Annotated in this window: 15 protein-coding genes; 10 read left to right on the top strand and 5 right to left on the bottom strand. The window is 42.3% G+C overall.

The features are described 5' to 3' along the window. Position 1: 1 nt before the first annotated feature. From G6N79_RS14210 to G6N79_RS14185, 6 genes are all read left to right on the top strand, one after another. Positions 2-667 carry a DUF3347 domain-containing protein gene (locus tag G6N79_RS14210; protein ID WP_002993266.1) on the top strand — a complete coding sequence of 222 codons (666 nt, stop codon included), beginning with the start codon at positions 2-4 and terminating at the stop codon, positions 665-667. Between the two features lie 19 nt (positions 668-686). Then, positions 687-1,202 carry a DUF305 domain-containing protein gene (locus G6N79_RS14205; RefSeq protein ID WP_234993142.1) on the top strand — a complete coding sequence of 172 codons (516 nt, stop codon included), beginning with the start codon at positions 687-689 and terminating at the stop codon, positions 1,200-1,202. A 24-nt stretch (positions 1,203-1,226) separates the two neighbouring features. After that, positions 1,227-1,643, top strand: coding sequence for a hypothetical protein (locus G6N79_RS14200; RefSeq protein WP_078797523.1), 417 nt, complete (start codon positions 1,227-1,229; stop codon positions 1,641-1,643). A gap of 32 nt (positions 1,644-1,675) precedes the next feature. Beyond that, entirely contained in the window at positions 1,676-2,131 is a 456-nt protein-coding gene (locus G6N79_RS14195) for a heme-binding domain-containing protein (RefSeq protein WP_072885944.1), read from the top strand. A 13-nt stretch (positions 2,132-2,144) separates the two neighbouring features. Beyond that, positions 2,145-4,418 carry a multicopper oxidase family protein gene (locus G6N79_RS14190; RefSeq protein ID WP_091098863.1) on the top strand — a complete coding sequence of 758 codons (2,274 nt, stop codon included), beginning with the start codon at positions 2,145-2,147 and terminating at the stop codon, positions 4,416-4,418. Between the two features lie 261 nt (positions 4,419-4,679). Beyond that, the gene (locus G6N79_RS14185) at positions 4,680-5,501 is read left to right on the top strand and encodes an RteC domain-containing protein (RefSeq protein WP_091098934.1); all 822 of its coding nucleotides are present in this window, start codon (positions 4,680-4,682) and stop codon (positions 5,499-5,501) included. Between the two features lie 6 nt (positions 5,502-5,507). Here G6N79_RS14185 and G6N79_RS14180 read toward each other — a convergent pair whose 3' ends face one another. After that, positions 5,508-10,946: an N-6 DNA methylase gene (locus G6N79_RS14180; RefSeq protein WP_103905105.1), complete on the bottom strand. Its 5,439-nt coding sequence runs from the start codon at positions 10,944-10,946 to the stop codon at positions 5,508-5,510. Beyond that, on the bottom strand, positions 10,933-11,370 hold the full coding sequence (locus tag G6N79_RS14175; RefSeq protein ID WP_048499054.1) for a DUF1896 domain-containing protein: 438 nt from the start codon (positions 11,368-11,370) through the stop codon (positions 10,933-10,935). Before G6N79_RS14175 ends, G6N79_RS14180 begins: the two co-directional genes overlap by 14 nt. A 226-nt stretch (positions 11,371-11,596) precedes the next feature. On the opposite strand from G6N79_RS14175, the gene G6N79_RS14170 reads away from it, so the two are divergent. From G6N79_RS14170 to arsB, 4 genes are read left to right on the top strand one after another with little or no spacing between them, the layout of a single operon-like run. Continuing rightward, positions 11,597-11,926: an ArsR/SmtB family transcription factor gene (locus G6N79_RS14170; protein ID WP_103905106.1), complete on the top strand. Its 330-nt coding sequence runs from the start codon at positions 11,597-11,599 to the stop codon at positions 11,924-11,926. A 59-nt stretch (positions 11,927-11,985) separates the two neighbouring features. Continuing rightward, positions 11,986-12,450, top strand: coding sequence for a DUF6428 family protein (locus tag G6N79_RS14165; protein ID WP_103905107.1), 465 nt, complete (start codon positions 11,986-11,988; stop codon positions 12,448-12,450). 15 nt (positions 12,451-12,465) lie between these two features. After that, complete coding sequence (locus G6N79_RS14160) at positions 12,466-13,080, top strand: low molecular weight phosphatase family protein (RefSeq protein ID WP_455430868.1); 615 nt, start codon at positions 12,466-12,468, stop codon at positions 13,078-13,080. A gap of 6 nt (positions 13,081-13,086) precedes the next feature. Then, a complete protein-coding gene (gene arsB, locus G6N79_RS14155; protein ID WP_024566640.1) occupies positions 13,087-14,115 on the top strand; it encodes an ACR3 family arsenite efflux transporter in 1,029 nt (342 codons plus the stop codon). 77 nt (positions 14,116-14,192) lie between these two features. Here the strand turns inward: arsB and G6N79_RS14150 are convergent, their stop codons facing one another. From G6N79_RS14150 to G6N79_RS14140, 3 genes are read right to left on the bottom strand one after another with little or no spacing between them, the layout of a single operon-like run. Beyond that, a complete protein-coding gene (locus tag G6N79_RS14150) occupies positions 14,193-15,074 on the bottom strand; it encodes an ORF6N domain-containing protein (RefSeq protein ID WP_024566641.1) in 882 nt (293 codons plus the stop codon). Continuing rightward, the gene (locus G6N79_RS14145) at positions 15,064-17,157 is read right to left on the bottom strand and encodes a type IA DNA topoisomerase (protein ID WP_103905109.1); all 2,094 of its coding nucleotides are present in this window, start codon (positions 17,155-17,157) and stop codon (positions 15,064-15,066) included. The genes G6N79_RS14150 and G6N79_RS14145 overlap by 11 nt, the downstream gene beginning before the upstream one ends. 6 nt (positions 17,158-17,163) lie before the next feature. Next, entirely contained in the window at positions 17,164-18,624 is a 1,461-nt protein-coding gene (locus G6N79_RS14140; RefSeq protein WP_103905110.1) for a DUF3945 domain-containing protein, read from the bottom strand. Positions 18,625-18,650 lie beyond the last annotated feature (26 nt).

Raw genomic sequence — 18,650 nt, 5'->3', positions numbered from 1 at the left:
AATGAAAAATCTAACATTATCAATCATTGCTGTTATCATGGCATTTGTAACAGTATCATGCAATCAGGCATCCAACAAAAACGAGCAGTCTTCAAGTGATACTGCTGTTGTATCACAAGAACAGTCAGCTTCCCAACCAAAAGAGGATGATACGGTAGCTGCGCCCGTTGTGAGTGAAACTCCGAGCGGTCAGGAAGCAAAAGCAACAGGAAAAGAAGAAGCAAAAAACTTTTCTATTGCGCCCATAGTTACCGATTATCTGTCCTTAAAGAACGCCCTTGTTTCGGACGATGACAAAGCTGCCGCCAGTTCAGGGAAAAAGCTGTTAGCTACCCTGAATAAAGTGGACATGAAAGCCGTTCCTGCCGATAAGCACAAAAAGTACATGGACATAGCGGACGATGCTAAAGAACACGCAGAACATATCGGGGAAAATGTCGGCAACATCCACCACCAGCGGGAACATTTGGCCTCGCTTGGCGAAGATTTGAAAGACCTGATTGATTTGTTCGGTACATCGCAAACATTGTATCAGGACCATTGCCCGATGTTCAATGACGGTAAGGGTGCTGTTTGGTTCAGCGAAAACAAGGAAATCAAAAACCCTTACTACGGTTCTAAAATGCTGACCTGCGGTAAGGTGGAAAAAACAATTAACAGCAAATAAATTTCGGGTTATGGAAAATATGCAAAACAATCACAATGCGGGTCATGCCTCGGAGCATGGCACGCACAATCCAAAACATGCTTCGGGCATGTACAAACGCTTTGCGGTGATGGCTGTCGCCATGTTCGCAGTGATGTATTTTATCATGTACGCCATGATTGACGAGTGGCAGAACCTGATACCCAATATCAATAACCTGTACATGACCCTGCTGATGACCTCGGCAATGCTGCTTATCGAATTAGCGATAATGAAAGTGATGTACCCCAACAGGAAGATGAATTGGGCGATAGCCATCATCTCGGTTGCCGTTGGCATCTTTTCATGGTTTGGTATCAGGGAACAAATCAATGTCGGGGACAAGCAGTTTGCAAAGGGTATGATACCCCATCACGCAGCAGCCATATTGATGTCCGAAAAGGCACACCTGACCGACCCGGAACTGATAGAGCTGCAAAAAAACATACTTAAAACCCAAGCGGAAGAAATTGAACTGATGAAGCGCAAGCTAAAAGAGTTTGAAGAAAGTAAATAATAAAATTTAAAAAACAGTTTCGACATGAGCAAAATAATAATCGGCTTTATTTCCTTATCAGCCCTGCTATTCACCGCTTGCGGACAGGTAGGGTCAAATAAGGATGAAGCGACACAGCATTCGCAGGCAACTCCGGAAAGCCACGGGCATAGTAACCAAATAGGTGAATTGGTTCCATCGGATGAAGTCTGCATGGTCAACGATGCCTATATGGGCAAAAGGCAGTTTGACGTAAAATTTGATGGTAAAACCTATTACGGATGTTGCGAAATGTGTAAGGAACGTATTCCAAAAGATGCGACCGTGCGGATGGCGATAGACCCCTATTCCCATAAGCAGGTAGACAAAGCTAATGCGGTGATTGCTGTGACAGGAAATAACGGTGAAGTTTCTTATTTTGAAAACAAGGAGAATTATGCCAAGTATGTGAAAAAACAGTAGACACAAAAAGATGAAGCCACAATAAAATAATTATGACCATAAAGAAGAAAATCATATTGGGGCTGGCTGTCGTCCTGATTGCCATACAGTTCTTTCAGCCCTTACGGAACCAGGCGGTTGAAGTGCCAGCCACCCATATCGAAAGGGTGTACACCGTACCCCAAAATGTAAAGGCTATCCTTGTTCAGTCCTGTTATGACTGCCATAGCAACAATACCCATTATCCGTGGTACAGCCGTATCCAGCCCGGCGCATGGTACATGGCAGAGCATATAAAAAAGGGGAAAGAGGAACTCAACTTTAGCGAATTTGGCGACTATTCTGTCCGCAGGCAGCGAAACAAGTTCAGGGCTATGGCCGGGCAGGTTAAGGACGGGGAAATGCCGTTGTCATCATACACACTAATTCATCGCAATGCAGTATTGTCACCGGAGGATAAGCAGGTTTTGATAGCGTGGTTTAGCACAATGGAAGACAGCATTAAATAAAATTTTTCAAATCATGAACAGATATAATAAAATACCTATAAGAATTTTGCAAACAGTGCTGATACTGCTTTGCACACAAACATTATTCGCACAGAAAGTAGTGCGTTACGAATTGTATGTAAAAGACACATTGGTAAACTATGCCGGGAAAGAAAAAAGAGCCATTGCCGTAAACGGGCAAATCCCCATGCCCACCCTTACCTTTACCGAGGGCGACACTGCCGAAATAGTGGTGCACAACCAATTGAAAGAAAGCACATCACTTCACTGGCATGGTGTGTTCCTGCCCAATAAAGAAGACGGTGTGCCCTGGCTTACACAAAAACCCATCGCACCGGGCACAACCTACACCTACCGTTTTCCGATTATCCAGCATGGTACGCACTGGTACCATTCCCACTCAGGATTGCAGGAGCAGATTGGCATGTACGGAAGTTTTATCATGAAGAAAAGAAGCGATGATAAGACATTCAGACAAGGAATTGACGATTTGCCGACCGTTCCAATTATATTAAGTGAGTGGACAAATCTTAACCCCGACAACATTAACAGGATGCTGCATAATGCCAACGATTGGGCTGCTATCAAAAAAGAGGCTACACAATCATACGTTGAAGCGATTAAAGAAGGGAAATTTGGAGTGAAAGTAAAGAATGAATGGAAGCGAATGCTGGCAATGGATGTTAGTGATGTTTACTATGATAAAGTCCTAATAAATGGTAGCCATAGCACCGATTTGAAAACAATTGATGGTAAAAAGCTAAAAGCAGGCGACAAAGTAAGATTGCGTGTTTCCAATGGAGGGGCGTCTTCATATTTCTGGCTAAGGTATGCTGGAGGAAAAATTACAGTAGTAGCGAGTGATGGGAATGATGTTGAGCCTGTAGAGGTGGACAGGTTAATCATTGCCGTTTCTGAAACTTACGATATTGTAGTGACTATCCCTCAAGATGGTTTGGCTTACGAGTTCTTAGCAACAACCGAAGACAGGACACAATCTGCGAGTTTATTTATAGGTGATGGGGTCAAACAGCTTATTTCCCCGCTCCCACGATTGAAGTATTTCGAGGGGATGAAGATGATGAACGATATGATGAAAATGAATGGCGATTTGGACGATATGGGCATGAAGATGAGCCTTAACCAAATGGACATGAATGTAGTGATGTATCCCGAAATTACCGGAGATGCAACAAAAAAAGCAGACCACAGTAAGCATGAGGGTATGGACATGGATAACGACGCTAACCGTTACAACGCTAATGCCTTGGGGGACATCAAAACATTAAATTATGCTATGTTGCAATCGCCTTATAACACCTCTCTTCCAAATGATGCGCCTGTAAAAGAGTTGAAATTCACACTTACTGGCAACATGAACCGCTATGTATGGAGCATGGATAATAAAATACTTTCGGAAACTGACAAAATACCTGTAAAAAAAGGAGAAATATTACGGATTACCATCTATAACAATTCCATGATGCGTCATCCCATGCACCTCCACGGATTTGATTTTAGGGTTATTAACGGTAAGGGAGAAAAATCGCCTTTGAAAAATGTATTGGACATTATGCCGATGGAAACGGATACAATAGAGTTTTTAGCAAATGAGGAAGGTGATTGGTTTTTCCATTGCCATATTCTTTATCATATGATGGCAGGAATGAACAGGGTGTTTGAAGTTGGAGATTACAAAAATCCCTATTTACCCGATAAAGCAAAAGCCTATAAAGAACTGCAAAGGGAAAGCAATATGCCTCACTTTATGATTGAAAACGACTTTGCAACGAATGGAAATGACGGTGGAGCGATGTTGCAAAATGCAAGATGGTCATTAGGTACAGAATGGCGTTTAGGCTATAATAGTATGCACGGTTATGAAGTAGAAACCCATTTAGGTAGATACATTGGAAAAATGCAATGGTTCATGCCCTTTGTAGGTTTTGATTACCGCTACCGTAAAATGGGAGAAGATGAACACGAAAAGAACATATTTGGACAAACCAACAAGAAAGACACCCGCAGGGCGTTCAGTTTAGGGTTTATGTATACATTGCCTATGCTGGTCAATTTTCAGGCAGAAGTATATCACGACGGTATTGTGAGATTGCAGTTAATGCGTGAAGATATACCAATTTCAAAAAGACTAAGAGGTGGTTTTATGGTGAATACCGACTTAGAGTATATGGGAGAACTTAGGTATATCATTAATAAGAATATAGGTATACGTACCCACTATGATAGCGATATGGGCTTTGGTGTGGGGCTGGCATTGACTTATTAAAATTAAATAACTAAGGGTTGTAAACTGCATAACCGTAAAAAAATATCGGTAAAAAAAAGGAGGTGATGCAGGTGTAATTCGCAAAGACTAACCTGCATCATACTACAACCCTTTAAAGTATGCAACAAAAATCTATCTATCGTTCCATCATCAATACGGTAGAGGTTGAATTTTTTTAAGCAGTAATTGCATCATAAGCTAATACGAACAGTGTTAGCTTTTCTGTATTAACCAATAATATATTACATCAAAATGAAGCGAATGGATAAATTTTACAATGAAACATATCTTAAATTGGAAACTGCAATCCAGGAACTGGAGATTGAAACCGACTGCCCCATAAAAAGAATTGAAGCCGTTATACACCATATCATACAAAGCCTTGCCGACTTAAAGGACTTTGTACTGAAAAATGACTTTAAGAATATGGAAGAAGAAATCCATTTTTTCAAGTATCAGAAACCTGTTATTGTTTCAAAGCTCATCTACTACAATGCCATCTATAAAATCGAAACAAGAAGACCCTACGGGAACAAGCGTACCAAGAAATATTTTACCAAAGAACTGAAAAAGCTAAAAAGGTTCTTTGAAAACAACCTTGATTTTTACAAGTATTACCGCAGCAATAATTCTTTCGTTGACGAAAAATTCTTTGTGCGTGGCAAGCACGATATAAGGCTGTGGTTAGACACATTTTATTTTGAAGCAGACCATCGTTTTTCTACTTCACACGATTATAAGGTTGCCAAGATTATTGCCAATGACCTGATACAAGTTTATTTGGAAGACAGGCTCAATAACATCAATGTGAAAAGGGGGTCGGACAATTCATTGAAATGGACGGCAAGTAAAACGGCACTGACGGAACTCATATATGCACTGTACTCCCACGGTGTATTTAACAATGGGAATACAGACATAAAATTGATAGCTAAAACTTTTGAAGAAGCCTTTAATATTGAGTTAGGCGATTTTTACCACACGTTTATGGAACTGAAAGCCCGTAAGATAAACCGAACCAAATTCCTTGACAGCCTGTGTGAAGCCCTAATAAAAAAAATGGACGAAAAGGACGAAAAGTAACGACTATTATAATACGCCACGAGGTGAATGAACGCCTTTTGTCCGTATAATGCTTTCCTGCACCTTTGGGGCTTCATTCTGCTTTTCTGCCTGCTCCGAAGCATCTTGTTTGGTTTCCGGCGTAATAGATAGCTGTATCTTTCTTTCTACGGCAGCCAGTTCCGTTTTAAGCTCACTCAATCGACTTTCCTTAGCCCAAGTACCGTTAACCACTTCCTGAAGCATCGGCAGGTCTTTTTGTATTTCAGCGATTTTCTCCTGCTCCTGCTTCACAAAGCCCGGCAGTTTTTCCAAAGCCCTTAAAAAATTCATTGCGGCGGTTTCGGGGTCTTTTGCCATCAGACCGTTATTGTAGGTGTACTTGATATTGCCCTCGCCAGTTATAAAAAATCTATTGACCCTTTCGAGTGTTGAATTATCCTTTGGAAGTTCTGTTTTAACCAATAATTGAAACCCGTAGAGGTTGCCTATTTCACGATAGTCGCCTGCCGTGCGGGCTTTGTTCGCAATCTCGTTCAGTTTTGCGCCTATTTGTTTCGGATTTGCATTGGGCGGCAAGCCATCTAACAGCACAGGGTTTTCGATTGTACCGTCCGAACGCTTTTGCAGGCGTTGCTGTAAGTTTTCCCAGTCGGTACTCATCCGGCTCAAACGGGATTGAGTGCTTTGCAACATTTCCATATAATCCTGTACCTTAAATTTGGCACTGGATTTAGAGCGGTTGAACGCCTGCTTTTCGCTTTCCAGTCCGGCAATCTGTTTTTCCAGTTTGGCTTTATCCAACAGGTCTGTATTTCCTGACAGGATTGCCACATATTCCGAAAAGTTCATTCCCGATTTTTCGTCCATACTTCCCTCGTCAATCGTTCTTTTAGTCAGGTTGTTAGTCTTTAACTGGTCGATGAAAAGCTGCTTATTATACAGCAGGTTGAATTTGTAACTGTCCAACGATTTTTCAACTGCATAGATAATCACAGCAACTTTATTATCGGCAAAGAATTTGGCAATCTCATTGCCTTTTCTGATTGCCCGCCCGTCCCTTTGGGCAAGGTCAGACGGTCGCCACGGTGTATCTAAATGATGAACGGCAACAGCTCTTTTCTGTGCGTTTACGCCAGTTCCGAGCATACTTGTAGAACCGAACAGTACACGGATTTTGCCCTCGTTCATTCCGTTGATAAGTTCCTTACGTTGCTTATCATTTTTCGCTTCCTGAATAAACCTTACTTCGTGCGCAGGTATGCCGTGGTCCTCCACGAGTTTGCGTTTTATTTCGGAGTACACGTTCCATTCGCCGGGCTTGTAGGTTCCCAAATCGGAGAAAACGAACTGCGTTCCTTTCTGTGCGTTGAACTGGTTGTAAAACTTGGCGATATTTACCGCACAATGCGAAGCCTTGTTGTCGGGATGGTCGTCGTATATACCACTTACCATACGCATATCGAGCGACATCTTACGGGCATAGTCCGTCGCAATGAGCATCTTTGCTTTTTCTTCCCTTTGCGATAATGGTTCTCTTCCGAGCAAAGTAGCATCGCCCGTTTTGGCAAAAGCCATCAGGCTTTGGATAAAGGCTTCTTGGTCGGGCGTTGGCGGTATATTGTATAATACCTCGTTCTTGTTGGGTCGGTCAATACCAATATCCTTTGCCGTTCTGTAATCCGTGATTTCAGAATAGAACTGCGCAAGTTCCGGCACTTTGATAAAGTAGCGGAAACGCTCTTTTGCTACAATATTGTTAGCTACCGAAAATTCATAATCGGTCGTTTTCCTTGCATAGATAGCTGCCCACGCATCAAAAGAATGAATGCCCTGTTTTTCCAATGCACGGGGACGCAGATATTTGAACAGTAGGTACAGCTCCGTTAATGAATTGCTGATGGTCGTACCCGAAAGAAAGGTTGCGCCCATATCCGCATTGGTACGCTCCTGAATGGTGCGGATTGCAAAAAGCAGGTTCAGTGCCTTTTGGCTGCCGTCCACGTTACCCAATCCGGCAACCCGTGTATGACGGGTGTTGAACATCAGGTTTTTGAACTGGTGGCTTTCGTCCACAAACAAATGGTCTATGCCCATCATCTTAAAGTCCACAATATCATCCTTACGGTTTTCAATATCGTGTTGCAGCGTTTTCAGCTTTACTTCAAGATTTTCTTTCCGCTTGATTACCCCGGCGAGCATTCCCCTTGTCACTTCCTTGCCCTGCGATTTCAGGGCATCGAGATTGCGCTCTACGCTGTCCAGTTCTATTTCGAGGATTTCCTTTTGTATTTCGGGCGATTGCGGTATCATTCCGAACTGGTCGTGCGTAAGTATCACGCAATCCCAATCATTATTTTTAATATCCCCGAAAATCCGCAGGCGTTTTTTCGGCGTAAAATCATCAATACCCGGATAAAGGATTTTGGCGTGTGGATAGGCTTTACGGTAGTCTTCGGCAATGGCAGGTATATTTGCTTTCAGCCCGATAATCATCGGCTTATGGGCTAATCCCAAACGCTTCATTTCCTGCGCTGCGGTACACATTATCAGCGTTTTTCCTGCGCCTACTTCGTGGTCGCAGATAGCACCGTTGTTCAGCTTTATCATCCAAACGGTGTCCTTTTGACTTGAATACAGGTCTTCAATGCCTGCTCCCTTGCGGTCTAATCCCGGAAATTCCTGATGGCTTCCGTCATAGTTTGGGCGAACGAAACAATTAAAGGTATCGTTGTACTGGTCGGTCAGCCTGTTTTTAAACTCATCGTTCTGTGCGTGTAGCCAGTCGGTAAAGGCGGTACGGATTTCGTCAATCTTGGTGTTCGCCATTTGTATGGCTTCCATATCCCGTACTTTAACCTCTTGGTCGCCAACCATTACTTTTTTGGTAATATCAGGCGTGGTATTGACAAGGGCGTGTTTAAGCAGGGCAATACCGTCAAACGTGCGGCTTTCCGCTTTGACCGCATATTTTTCCCAAATGTGCATATTGCCCTGATGACACTTTACGGAAAAGTCGTCGGAGCTTTCGGAGTAATGAACCAGTACATCCGCATCGAACAAATGCGAAGCGAAACGGGCATAAATTCCGGTAGGTATCCACCGTTCGCCGAGGTTAAAATCCAGTTCCTCAAATTCGATACGTTTTGGTCGGGCTTCCTCTAAAGCGGTAAGGCTTTCTTTGGCTTCGGTATCATCGGGATAGTTTTCGAGATAGGCTCTTACTTCATCTGCTTTCTCCACCACGTTGCCTGCAATCCAACGTTCGGCTATTTCATATTCCTGTTGTAGCGGATTGTAGAACAACCGCCCGTGCAGGGCTTCTTTCAGGGTATCGGCAGGCAGGCTGCTGATTTCGGACATAAAGTCCAAATCCACATTTCCGTATTTGTTCAGGGAGGCAGCTAAAGCCTCTTCGGGATTGTCGGTTGCTAACGTGGTAGTAGAGAAACTGACCGGACGGCTGAAAATATCCGCTTTATGGATTATGCCGCCAATGACACGCTCCAGATAGGGGATTTCTTTACCTGCACTGTCTGTTTTTATCAGCTTGGCATTGTCGGCAGTATTGAGATTGCCGTATTTTTTGGTAAAGGCATCGTACAGCAGGTTCAGGGTTTCCCGTTCTTCCCTGTGTTCGGTCTGTTTTTCAGCTTCTTTTTGGTACAGGTTGATATAACTGTCCCTTACGGCTATGTAGGCTTCGGCTCTTGCTTTCTGTGCCGACGGCAATTGCAATGGATGAAAGATAGCTTTTTTGTCTTCCTTATCCACCTCTTGCAAATAGCCGACCCAACCGTTATCCACCACAAGGCAATCATTCCGGTGGAATAATTGCAGTTCGCCGCTATACGGAGCAGGTTCAGGAACGGTGTTAATATCGGTAACGGGAATGGCAGTCTTATCAGACTGGCCATTGCCGTTTATTTGTGAAAACAGGTCGCCGATGGCTTCCTGTTTTTTGCTGTTTACTTGGCTTTTTCCATTGGTAGCACCATTGGATTTTAGCGGTGTATAAGGTTGCTGCCGGGCACTGCTGAACAGGTCGGGTTGACGACCTATTGTGCCTCTTCTTTTATTACTACTTTGCCTTTTGTTTTGGGTAGTTCTTTTAGGTGGAGCAAGCACCATTACAGGCTCACCCGCACTTTCAAACAGGTCAAAAATGCTTAGTTGTTTTAGTTCCTGTGGGCTTTCCTGATGGACTACCGGAGTGGTTATAAGCTGCGGTTTTTGCTGAACGATTGCAGGGTCTATGACCGGAGGTGTAACCTTTGGTTCAATCGGAATTTGTATCATAGGCTCATCATTGCGTTCGCCTTTGTATAAATTCAAATTCAGATGGTTCCCAAAATCTTCGGAAAGCATTTGTTTTAAATCTTTGGCAATACCCTCAACACCGTCTTTATGCGTATAGATTAAGGCAGGTTGACCGTATGGGTCGGTATCTAATTTTTGGTCGGTATGGATAATTCTTGTACCGTCCTGAAAGAGCGCATTGCCCGGCGTATTGTATTCGGTTGGCTTGCTTTGGCAAAACAGATCTTCCCTGTCGGTCAGATTTTGTTTTGCCGTATTTTTTTGCAGGATAATCAGGTCGCTGCCCACTTCCGTACCTGCATATTCGGTAAACAGATTGTTGGGCAGTCTTACAACCGAAACCAAATTATTATCCTGCATCAACGCCCTGCGTATGGGTTCGTTCTTAGGGCTATTCAGAATGCCCTGCGAAGTGATGTAAGCCAACAAACCACCCTCACGGAGCATATCAGCACCTTTCAGAAAAAAGTAATTGTGTATGCTTCGGGCAGCCTGTTCCTTTGCGCTGTTTCTGCTGCGTGAATAAGAAAGGTCAAATACAGAAGTATCGCCGAACGGTATATTACTGGCGATTATATCATAGTTGTTTTGTTCCCTTTCGGGAATTTCCTCAAAACCGTTGATACGGATATTGCTTTCAGGATAAAGCTGCTTTAAAATCTTACCTGTGAGCAAGTCTTTTTCATAGGCGGTAACACTGGCTTTCTGATTTTCCGAAAAGGATTGGATGAATGAGCCGATACCTGCGGAGGGTTCGAGGAATTTATCAATATGCAGACCCTTATCCCGCAAGGCGGATGAAATGGCATCTATAACCTTTGGCGGGGTATAAAAAGCCGTCAGTACGGAACTTTTCATACTGTCCACATACCTGCGGTACTGCTTATCGTCTTCGGAATTTTCTTTGAGTAATTGGTGGAGTTCCTGCGTTAATGGAAAAAGGTCGTGTTCTGTTTTTCTCCAATGATTGATGTCTATTTCGTTTTCTACGGGGTTCAGAACGAATTTAAGACCGCCAAATCCGCTGTATCGCATCATTAGCAGTCTTTCGCCTACGGTGGCTTGGCGTTTCTCCTTTTCCAGTTTAAAAGCAATTCGCAGGGCATCAATATTCAGTTGGAGATGTTGCTTTTTACTGAAGCCCATTTTCCTCAATCCATATTGAGATGGTTCCGGTCAGTTCGGTGTAGAGTACATCAAACTCATTTCCGTTGGCGAAATCATCGGTTAATTCATATCCTGCGAAAACAGGCTCACAAACGGGGAACATTTTCAGGGCGAACGGTCGCAGTTCCTCGTCTGCCATTATGGTATCAAATTCATTGCATACCACTTTGAAAACCGTGTCGAACTTGGAGAAGTGCAAGCCCTCAAAAAGTATGTAGTTGGCTATTTCGTCGCATTGCTCAACGGCGTTTCCCGAACGGAAAGCACCCTCATAAGCATTGGCAGCCCACGAAGACCGTTGGTCAATAAATTTTTGGTCGTGTGCCTTTTCGGGAAAGCTGCTGTTTAATAATTCTTGTAGTCGTAATCTGAAATACGACAGGTCTTTTTGCTGTACATCCATACTTATTTTATTTAGAATTTTACTTAAATCCTAAAATTATAAGCAGGAGCAAATGCCTCTGATAATGTTGTAGGGTTTGGCTTTGAAAGGCAGGATTTGGCTATTTACAATAGAAGATTGAACTAATTATTTATACAGAATTGGTGCTTGGCTATATGTTTTTTCACAAACTACTTTTGTGGTTTAAATATTTATCGTAATATTGCGATATATTATTACAAATAAGATGGGCGTAACAAAAACAGAAATATTTACAGAACAGCAAAACAGCTTGGCAACCACTTTAAAGGCACTGGCTCATCCTGCCCGTATAGCTATCCTGCAATACATCATCAAGCAGAAAGCTTGCATTTGTAATGACTTAGTGGAAGAATTAGGATTGGCGCAGGCTACGATTTCACAACATTTAAAAGAGCTTAAAAACATTGGTATCATCAAAGGCAATATAGAGGGGACAAGTGTGTGCTACTGTATTGATGAAAATGTTTGGCAGCAGATTAAAAAGGAACTCAATGCTTTCTTTATAGATAATGTAGGGGTTGATAAATGCTGTTAAGCATTTTTTTTAAGCATATTAATCGCAATAAAGCAATATAACAATTAAATAAAAAAACAATGAAACTATCAAACATCAAAGAAATCTTACCAGCATTGGATAATGTTGAATTTCAATTAGAGAACGGAATATTTGTACCCGAACACTTTCACGTTACCGAGATAGGTGTTATTACAAAACATTTTATTGATTGTGGCGGAACAATTAGAAACGAAAAAGTTGTCAATTTCCAATTATGGAATGCCAACGATTTTGAACACCGATTAAAGCCAACAAAGCTATTAAACATCATTAAGCTATCCGAAGAAAAGTTGGGTATTGAAGATGCCGAAATAGAAGTAGAATACCAAAGTGAAACGATTGGTAAATTTGATTTGGATTTTAACGGAAATCATTTTATACTGAAGAATAAACAAACCGCCTGTTTAGCTCAAGATGCTTGCGGTATTCCTGCCGAAAAACAGAAAGTAAAATTATCAGACCTGAATAATGCTTGCTGTACACCTAATTCGGGATGTTGCTAATTACTAAAACAAAATATGATGTATCAGAAACTAATCGAAATCATTAACAACAAAATTGGCGTTCACAGTATCAGCGAAGAACGTAAAACGATATTACAGCCGTTAGTAGATTTTGTACAGCAAAAAGTAAACGACAGGCACGATATTAACATCAATTTCATTTGTACCCACAATTCCCGAAGAAGCCATTTATCACAGGTTTGGGCACAGGTAGCGTCCGCACATTTTAATATTCCAAACGTACATTGTTATTCGGGTGGTACAGAAGAAACGGCACTATTCCCCAAAGTCGCAGAAACATTGACCGAACAGGGATTTAAAATTTTCAAAATAGCAGATACCAATAACCCTGTATATGCCATAAAGTACAGCGATAATGCTTTGCCGATAATCGGATTTTCAAAAAAATACGATAACCCTTTCAATCCTGTGTCAGCATTCACAGCCATTATGACCTGTTCGCAGGCAGACGGTGGCTGTCCGTTTATAGCAGGTGCGGAAAAAAGAATACCTGTCACATTTGAAGACCCTAAAATATCGGACAATACACCGGAGCAATCAAAGGTATATGCAGAAAGAAGTTTGCAGATAGCAACGGAAATGTTCTATGTTTTTTCAAAAATCAGTTAATAACCAATGCAACCAAAACTAAAATTTCTTGACCGTTACCTTACCTTATGGATATTCCTTGCAATGGCAGTAGGTATAGGTTTGGGATATTTCTTTCCGGGAATATCAAAAATTACAAATGCTTTATCCGTAGGCACTACAAACGTTCCTTTGGCAATAGGTCTGATATTGATGATGTACCCACCATTGGCAAAAGTGGATTATTCATTATTGCCCCAAGCGTTTAAGGATAAAAAAGTAATCGGCATATCCTTATTGCTCAATTGGGTTATCGGTACAGTGCTGATGTTCGGATTAGCCCTTTTGTTTTTACGCAATGAACCCGATTATATGACAGGCTTGATACTGATAGGTTTGGCAAGATGTATCGCAATGGTAATCGTATGGAGCGATTTGGCTAAAGCAAACAGAGAATATACCGCTATGTTGGTTGCATTGAACAGTATCTTTCAGGTACTTTCTTATAGCTTCTTAGTTTGGCTATTCATCAACGTATTACCAAGCAAATTAGGATTAGCCAATTTCAATGTAAGCGTATCAATGAAAGACGTAGCCGAAAGCGTATTGATATATTTAGGTATTCCTTTCTTAGCAGGTTTTATAAGCCGTTACGCATTGATAAAATCAAAAGGCATAGAATGGTATAACCGGAAATTTGTACCCCGAATATCGCCCATTACATTATATGCTTTACTGTTTACGATAGTATTAATGTTCAGTTTAAAAGGAGATAAAATATTAGAGTTGCCAATGGATGTAGTAAAAGTAGCCATACCGTTAATCATCTATTTTGTACTGATGTTTTTCGTCAGCTTCTTTATCAATAAATCCCTAAAAGTTCCTTACGACAAAAACGCCTCAATCGCATTTACAGCCACAGGAAACAACTTTGAATTGGCAATAGCAGTAGCAATAGCGGTTTTCGGTATTCATTCCCCACAGGCGTTTGTAGGCGTTATAGGACCGTTGGTAGAAGTTCCGGTTCTGATATTATTAGTAAGAGCAAGTTTATGGCTAAAGAAGAAATACTACTAAAGCTAATTTAAAAACGATAAGGGTATTTTAAGTGTCAAAATAGCAAAGAAGCCCTCCGAATTTTCGGAGGGCTTCTTTTATGGCTTGTTCAATATTTGAAGCATCCTGCCGACTTCAATATCCATTCTCGAAAAGGCAAACCATTTTTTGCCCAGGTCTTTGAGTGATGCCCCTATATGGTAGAGTTCTGCATTATCAATAATCAAAAATCGGTCGTGGGCATCGGAGAAAACCTCAATATCTACGGGAGGATATTGGCTATTGTAGCGTTGTAAATCTAACCGTAGCTGATTGCTGATGCTTTTGGTAAGGATTGTAGCAGTTACATTGTTTTTACGTTTACCCAACAAAGTAAGCACCGTATCATCCACGTAATTATCAAGCAGGATAATAGAGATTTTGGCACTTCGGATAATATCGGAAACAAAGGCATAGGCATCAAATACCTGCCCGTTGTAGAAAATACCTTTTTCGCTGTGCAGCTTGTCGCTTTCCAAAGCCTTAAAAATTTCTTCAAATTTTTGGTCGGCTTCCAGTTGCTTTAACTCGATATTATCCAAACGATGAAACAAAGAAGCGTTGCTAATGAGCATACGCCGCATTTCTACAAAGGCTTCCATTATTTCAACACTCATTTTAACGGCTATATCAGACCGGAGTATGGCAGATGCCATTGCAACGCCCTGTTCGGTAAAAACATAGGGCAAATAACGCCTGCCGCCGTAATTTAAACTTGAGGTTCCAATTTGGAACCTCAAGTTTTCAACTTCCTCTTCGGTCAGTTGAAAGCAGAATGATACAGGAAAACGCTCAATATTCCGTTTAACGGCTTTGTTCAGGTTCTTTGTTTCCACCTGATATAAGGCAGCGAGGTCGCTATCCAACATTACCTGTTTGCCCCGGATAGTATAAATCAGGTTCCTGATTTCTTTGGGTACGATTGACGGTTTATTTTCCATTGCGTTTACTGCTTTTGTTTTTCTCAAACTCAAAGGAACTTTCGGCATTTTCTTTCAGTACGATGTAAGCATCGAATTTCTTTCCGGCTTTGCTCGTCATCCCTTTGATTAAAGAAGTTTTGCCTTTATTGACAAGGCTTGTTACATTTTCAATACTGATTTGTACACCGCAGACGGTGCGGAACTGTACCCAGTTACAAGCCTCATCAGGGCATTTCACAATCTTATCACGGATGATGAGTTGCTGACTTTTGCATTTCGGGCAGTTCAGTTTGGGTTGGTTGGTGCTTGCAATAGAAGTTTGCAGCAATTCATCGGTAATGGATTTGGCATAGGTTTCCATTTCCTTTTGGAACGTTCCCGCATCCGCTTCGTTGTTCTCGATTTTCTGTAACGCCAATTCCCATTCGGCAGTCATTGCCACGTCTGCAATTTTCCGGTCTTTGACAAGCCCATACACCTGTAATCCTTTTTCGGTAGGGATTAAAGAACGTTTATCCCGTTGGATATAATTACGGGTAAACAGGGTTTCGATAATAGCGGCTCTTGTTGCAGGCGTACCGATACCGATATTTTTGAGGGCTTTCCGCTCTTCTTCGTTCTCAATTTCTTTCCCTGCGGTTTCCATAGCCGACAAAAGCCCGGCTTCGGTGTAAAGCACTGGCGGTTTGGTCTGCTTTTCCAAAACGGCAGCTTCCTTTATGGCAAGTTCGTCGCCTTTACGCAGTTCAGGTAATTCCTGCACTGGCTCTTCGCCGTCATCGGTAAAACTTCCTTTTATGGAACGCCAACCCGCTTCCTGAATTTTACAGCCTTTTGCCGTAAAATCGTAATGCAATACCTGTAATGATACATCGGTTATTTCCTTAACACAGGCTTGCGATATGGCTTCGAGCAGTCGAAGCGCAATCATATTGTAAATCTTGTTTTCGTCTGCATTGAGTACCGACGGCACTTTATCCGTAATCAACAAACCGTGATGGTCCGTTACACGGAGGTCATTCACGATACGTTTGTTGAACCGACCCCACTTGATTTTGGTAAGGGCTTGCTTGCAATCCTCACGGTTCTGCAATGCCCGCACAAGGTTTGGAATTTCAGCCCACATATCTTCAGGGATGTATTTGCTTCCGGTGCGTGGATAAGTGATAAACTTCTTTTCGTACAGGCTTTGGGCAATATTGAGCGTCGCTTCAGCAGATAATTTCAGCCTTTTATTGGCTTCTTTTTGTAAGCCTGTCAGGTCAAAAAGCAAGGGCGGTTGTTCCGTAACGCTTTTGGTTTCTGCCGAGGTAACGTTTGCCTTTGCGCCACGCTGAATAGCTTTAAGGGTATCATCGGCAAGTTGCTTTTCGTCCCATTTGGTTGCGGAAATACTTTTGAAATCAACCTGGGCTTTATTGTGCGTTAGTTGTATCTGCCAATATTTCTTTACCGTGAAATTCTTATTGTCGAGGTAGCGTTTGCATATTAAAGCCAGTGTAGGCGTTTGTACCCGTCCGAGCGAATAGATACCGTTGCCTGCGGCAATGCTCAATGCCTGCGTAGCATTGATGCCCACAAGCCAGTCGGCACGGCTTCTGCCTTGTGCTGCCTGATACAGTCCGTCAAATGCTGCCCCGTCTTTCAGGTTGTCAAAGCCTTGCTTTATTGCCTTTTCGGTAAGCGAACTTATCCAAAGGCGTTCAAAAGGCTTGCTGCATTTCAGGTATTCATAAATGTACCTGAAAATGAGTTCGCCCTCACGACCTGCATCGGTAGCAACGATGATGCTGTTGCTTTGCTTAAAAAGCTGCTCAATAACTTTCAGTTGCTTTAATGCGCCAGTATCGGCGGTGTACCCTTTGTCTTTTTTGACCTTGCGGACGGTCAATAAAAAGGGGTTGGGCAATATCGGCAGGGATGCTTTGTCAAATCCCGAAATGCCGTAATCTTCGGGCATTCCCAGTCCTATTAAATGACCGAATGCCCACGTAACAAAATAGCCGTTACCTGTCAGGTAGCCGTCCTTTTTATCGGATGCTCCCAACAAGCCGGCTATCTCCCTTGCTACGCTTGGTTTTTCTGCAATAATTGTTTTCATATCACACTACATTTTTCTGCCTTTGGATTTTGCAGGCTTGTTGTCCTGTTGTTCCTGCTGCTTTTCGTTTTTCGGTCTTTGCTGCCCGGACTTCAAAGGCTCTTGGACGTTCTTGGTCGCTTCGTTGGTTTTGCCCTCCGAATTAACGGCAGTCTGCGTCTTATGGGTTTCAGCAGGTTCTACTCGTGCTTTATACTGACCGGGAAACTCAAAACTGGTTTTTCCGGTGTCTTTGTCGAAAGTGATATAACCCTTATACGGTTGGTCTTTTTTGTCTTTCAGTTCAACGTATATGGTTTGTCCGGCTTTGAATTTGTTGTACTGCTCATCATCCAATTCTTTACCCCTGAAAGTTCTTGGAGCTTCCTGCGGTTGGCTTTGCTGATTGCTTTGTTGAGTATTCTGTTGGTTCGTTTGCGCTTGCTGATTGTTGTTGCTTCTGTCAAACAGGAACTCAACGTATCGTTTGTCCGCATTGAATTGTACCGTTGCCGAAAATTCCGTTCCTTTCGTGGAAATCATACCCTCTAAATAGAGTGGTTTGCCCTCCATCAGCGTTTGCTTTTGTTCGTCATTCAGCTTTACGCCCTTAATTTCATCGGGAATTTTGATAAACTCCGTGCGCAGTGCAACTACATCATTGGTCAGCCTGTCGATACTGATAATGGACGGCATTAGTTCGCCTGTTTTGGAATTTACGAGATTGACCACACGCCCCATATTGCCCGTTTCGAGCAGGTTTTTCTTGTCTTCGTCCGTAAACTTGTGACCGAAAAACTCAAAGTGGAGGTTAGGTTCTCTTTTGATACCGTGTATTGCCACGATAACATTGCCGTCTTCGCCTTGCTGTAAAGACAGGCGGGCATCTGTGCGGAGGATAGAGCCACCGAGGTTAATACCTATCGGTAAAAGTTCATTGGTTTTGTAACCTCGTAACAAAGGGTCGAGCAGGTTTCTTTTTTCAAGATACTCTTTGCTTAATCCGAGGTTTTTCATTGTGTCCCAATCAATCTGCTCCGGCTTGTAGCGGTATTCGCTTGCTTCCGTTGTTGTTTGTGCTGTTGCCATATTATTTTGATTTTCTTGTTTTTTATCGGGTTGGGGTTCTGCTTTCACTTCGTGTTCTTTAAGCACTTTTTCGCCTTGTGGAGTGGGCTTATCTACGTGCTTTTGTAATTCCTCTGCTTTTTCAGCAGCAACCGGGGCAGGCACTTTGAAGAAAGTAAAGTTTGTAGGGTTCTTTAACTGGCTGAAAAAATTGGAAAAGAAGTTGGAAAAGAAATCGCCGCTTTTATCCACACGCATAAACTGGTTTTGATTTTTTTTCGTGGGGTCAACGGTTTCCATTTTTCCGTTTTCGTCGATACTTTTTACTGCCTGGATTTTCATTTTTTCTTTATCCAGTACGAGTAATATGTCCGAAAGCTGTTCGGGCATTTCCTGTTTATTTGTTGTTTCTTCACTCATAGTCTGAAAATTTTAAAAATTCACGG

The organism is Sphingobacterium lactis (genome assembly GCF_011046555.1).
Classification (GTDB): domain Bacteria; phylum Bacteroidota; class Bacteroidia; order Sphingobacteriales; family Sphingobacteriaceae; genus Sphingobacterium; species Sphingobacterium lactis.
The sequence above is the reverse complement of the archived record's forward strand: the minus strand, read 5'-3'. Positions and strand labels throughout refer to the sequence as shown.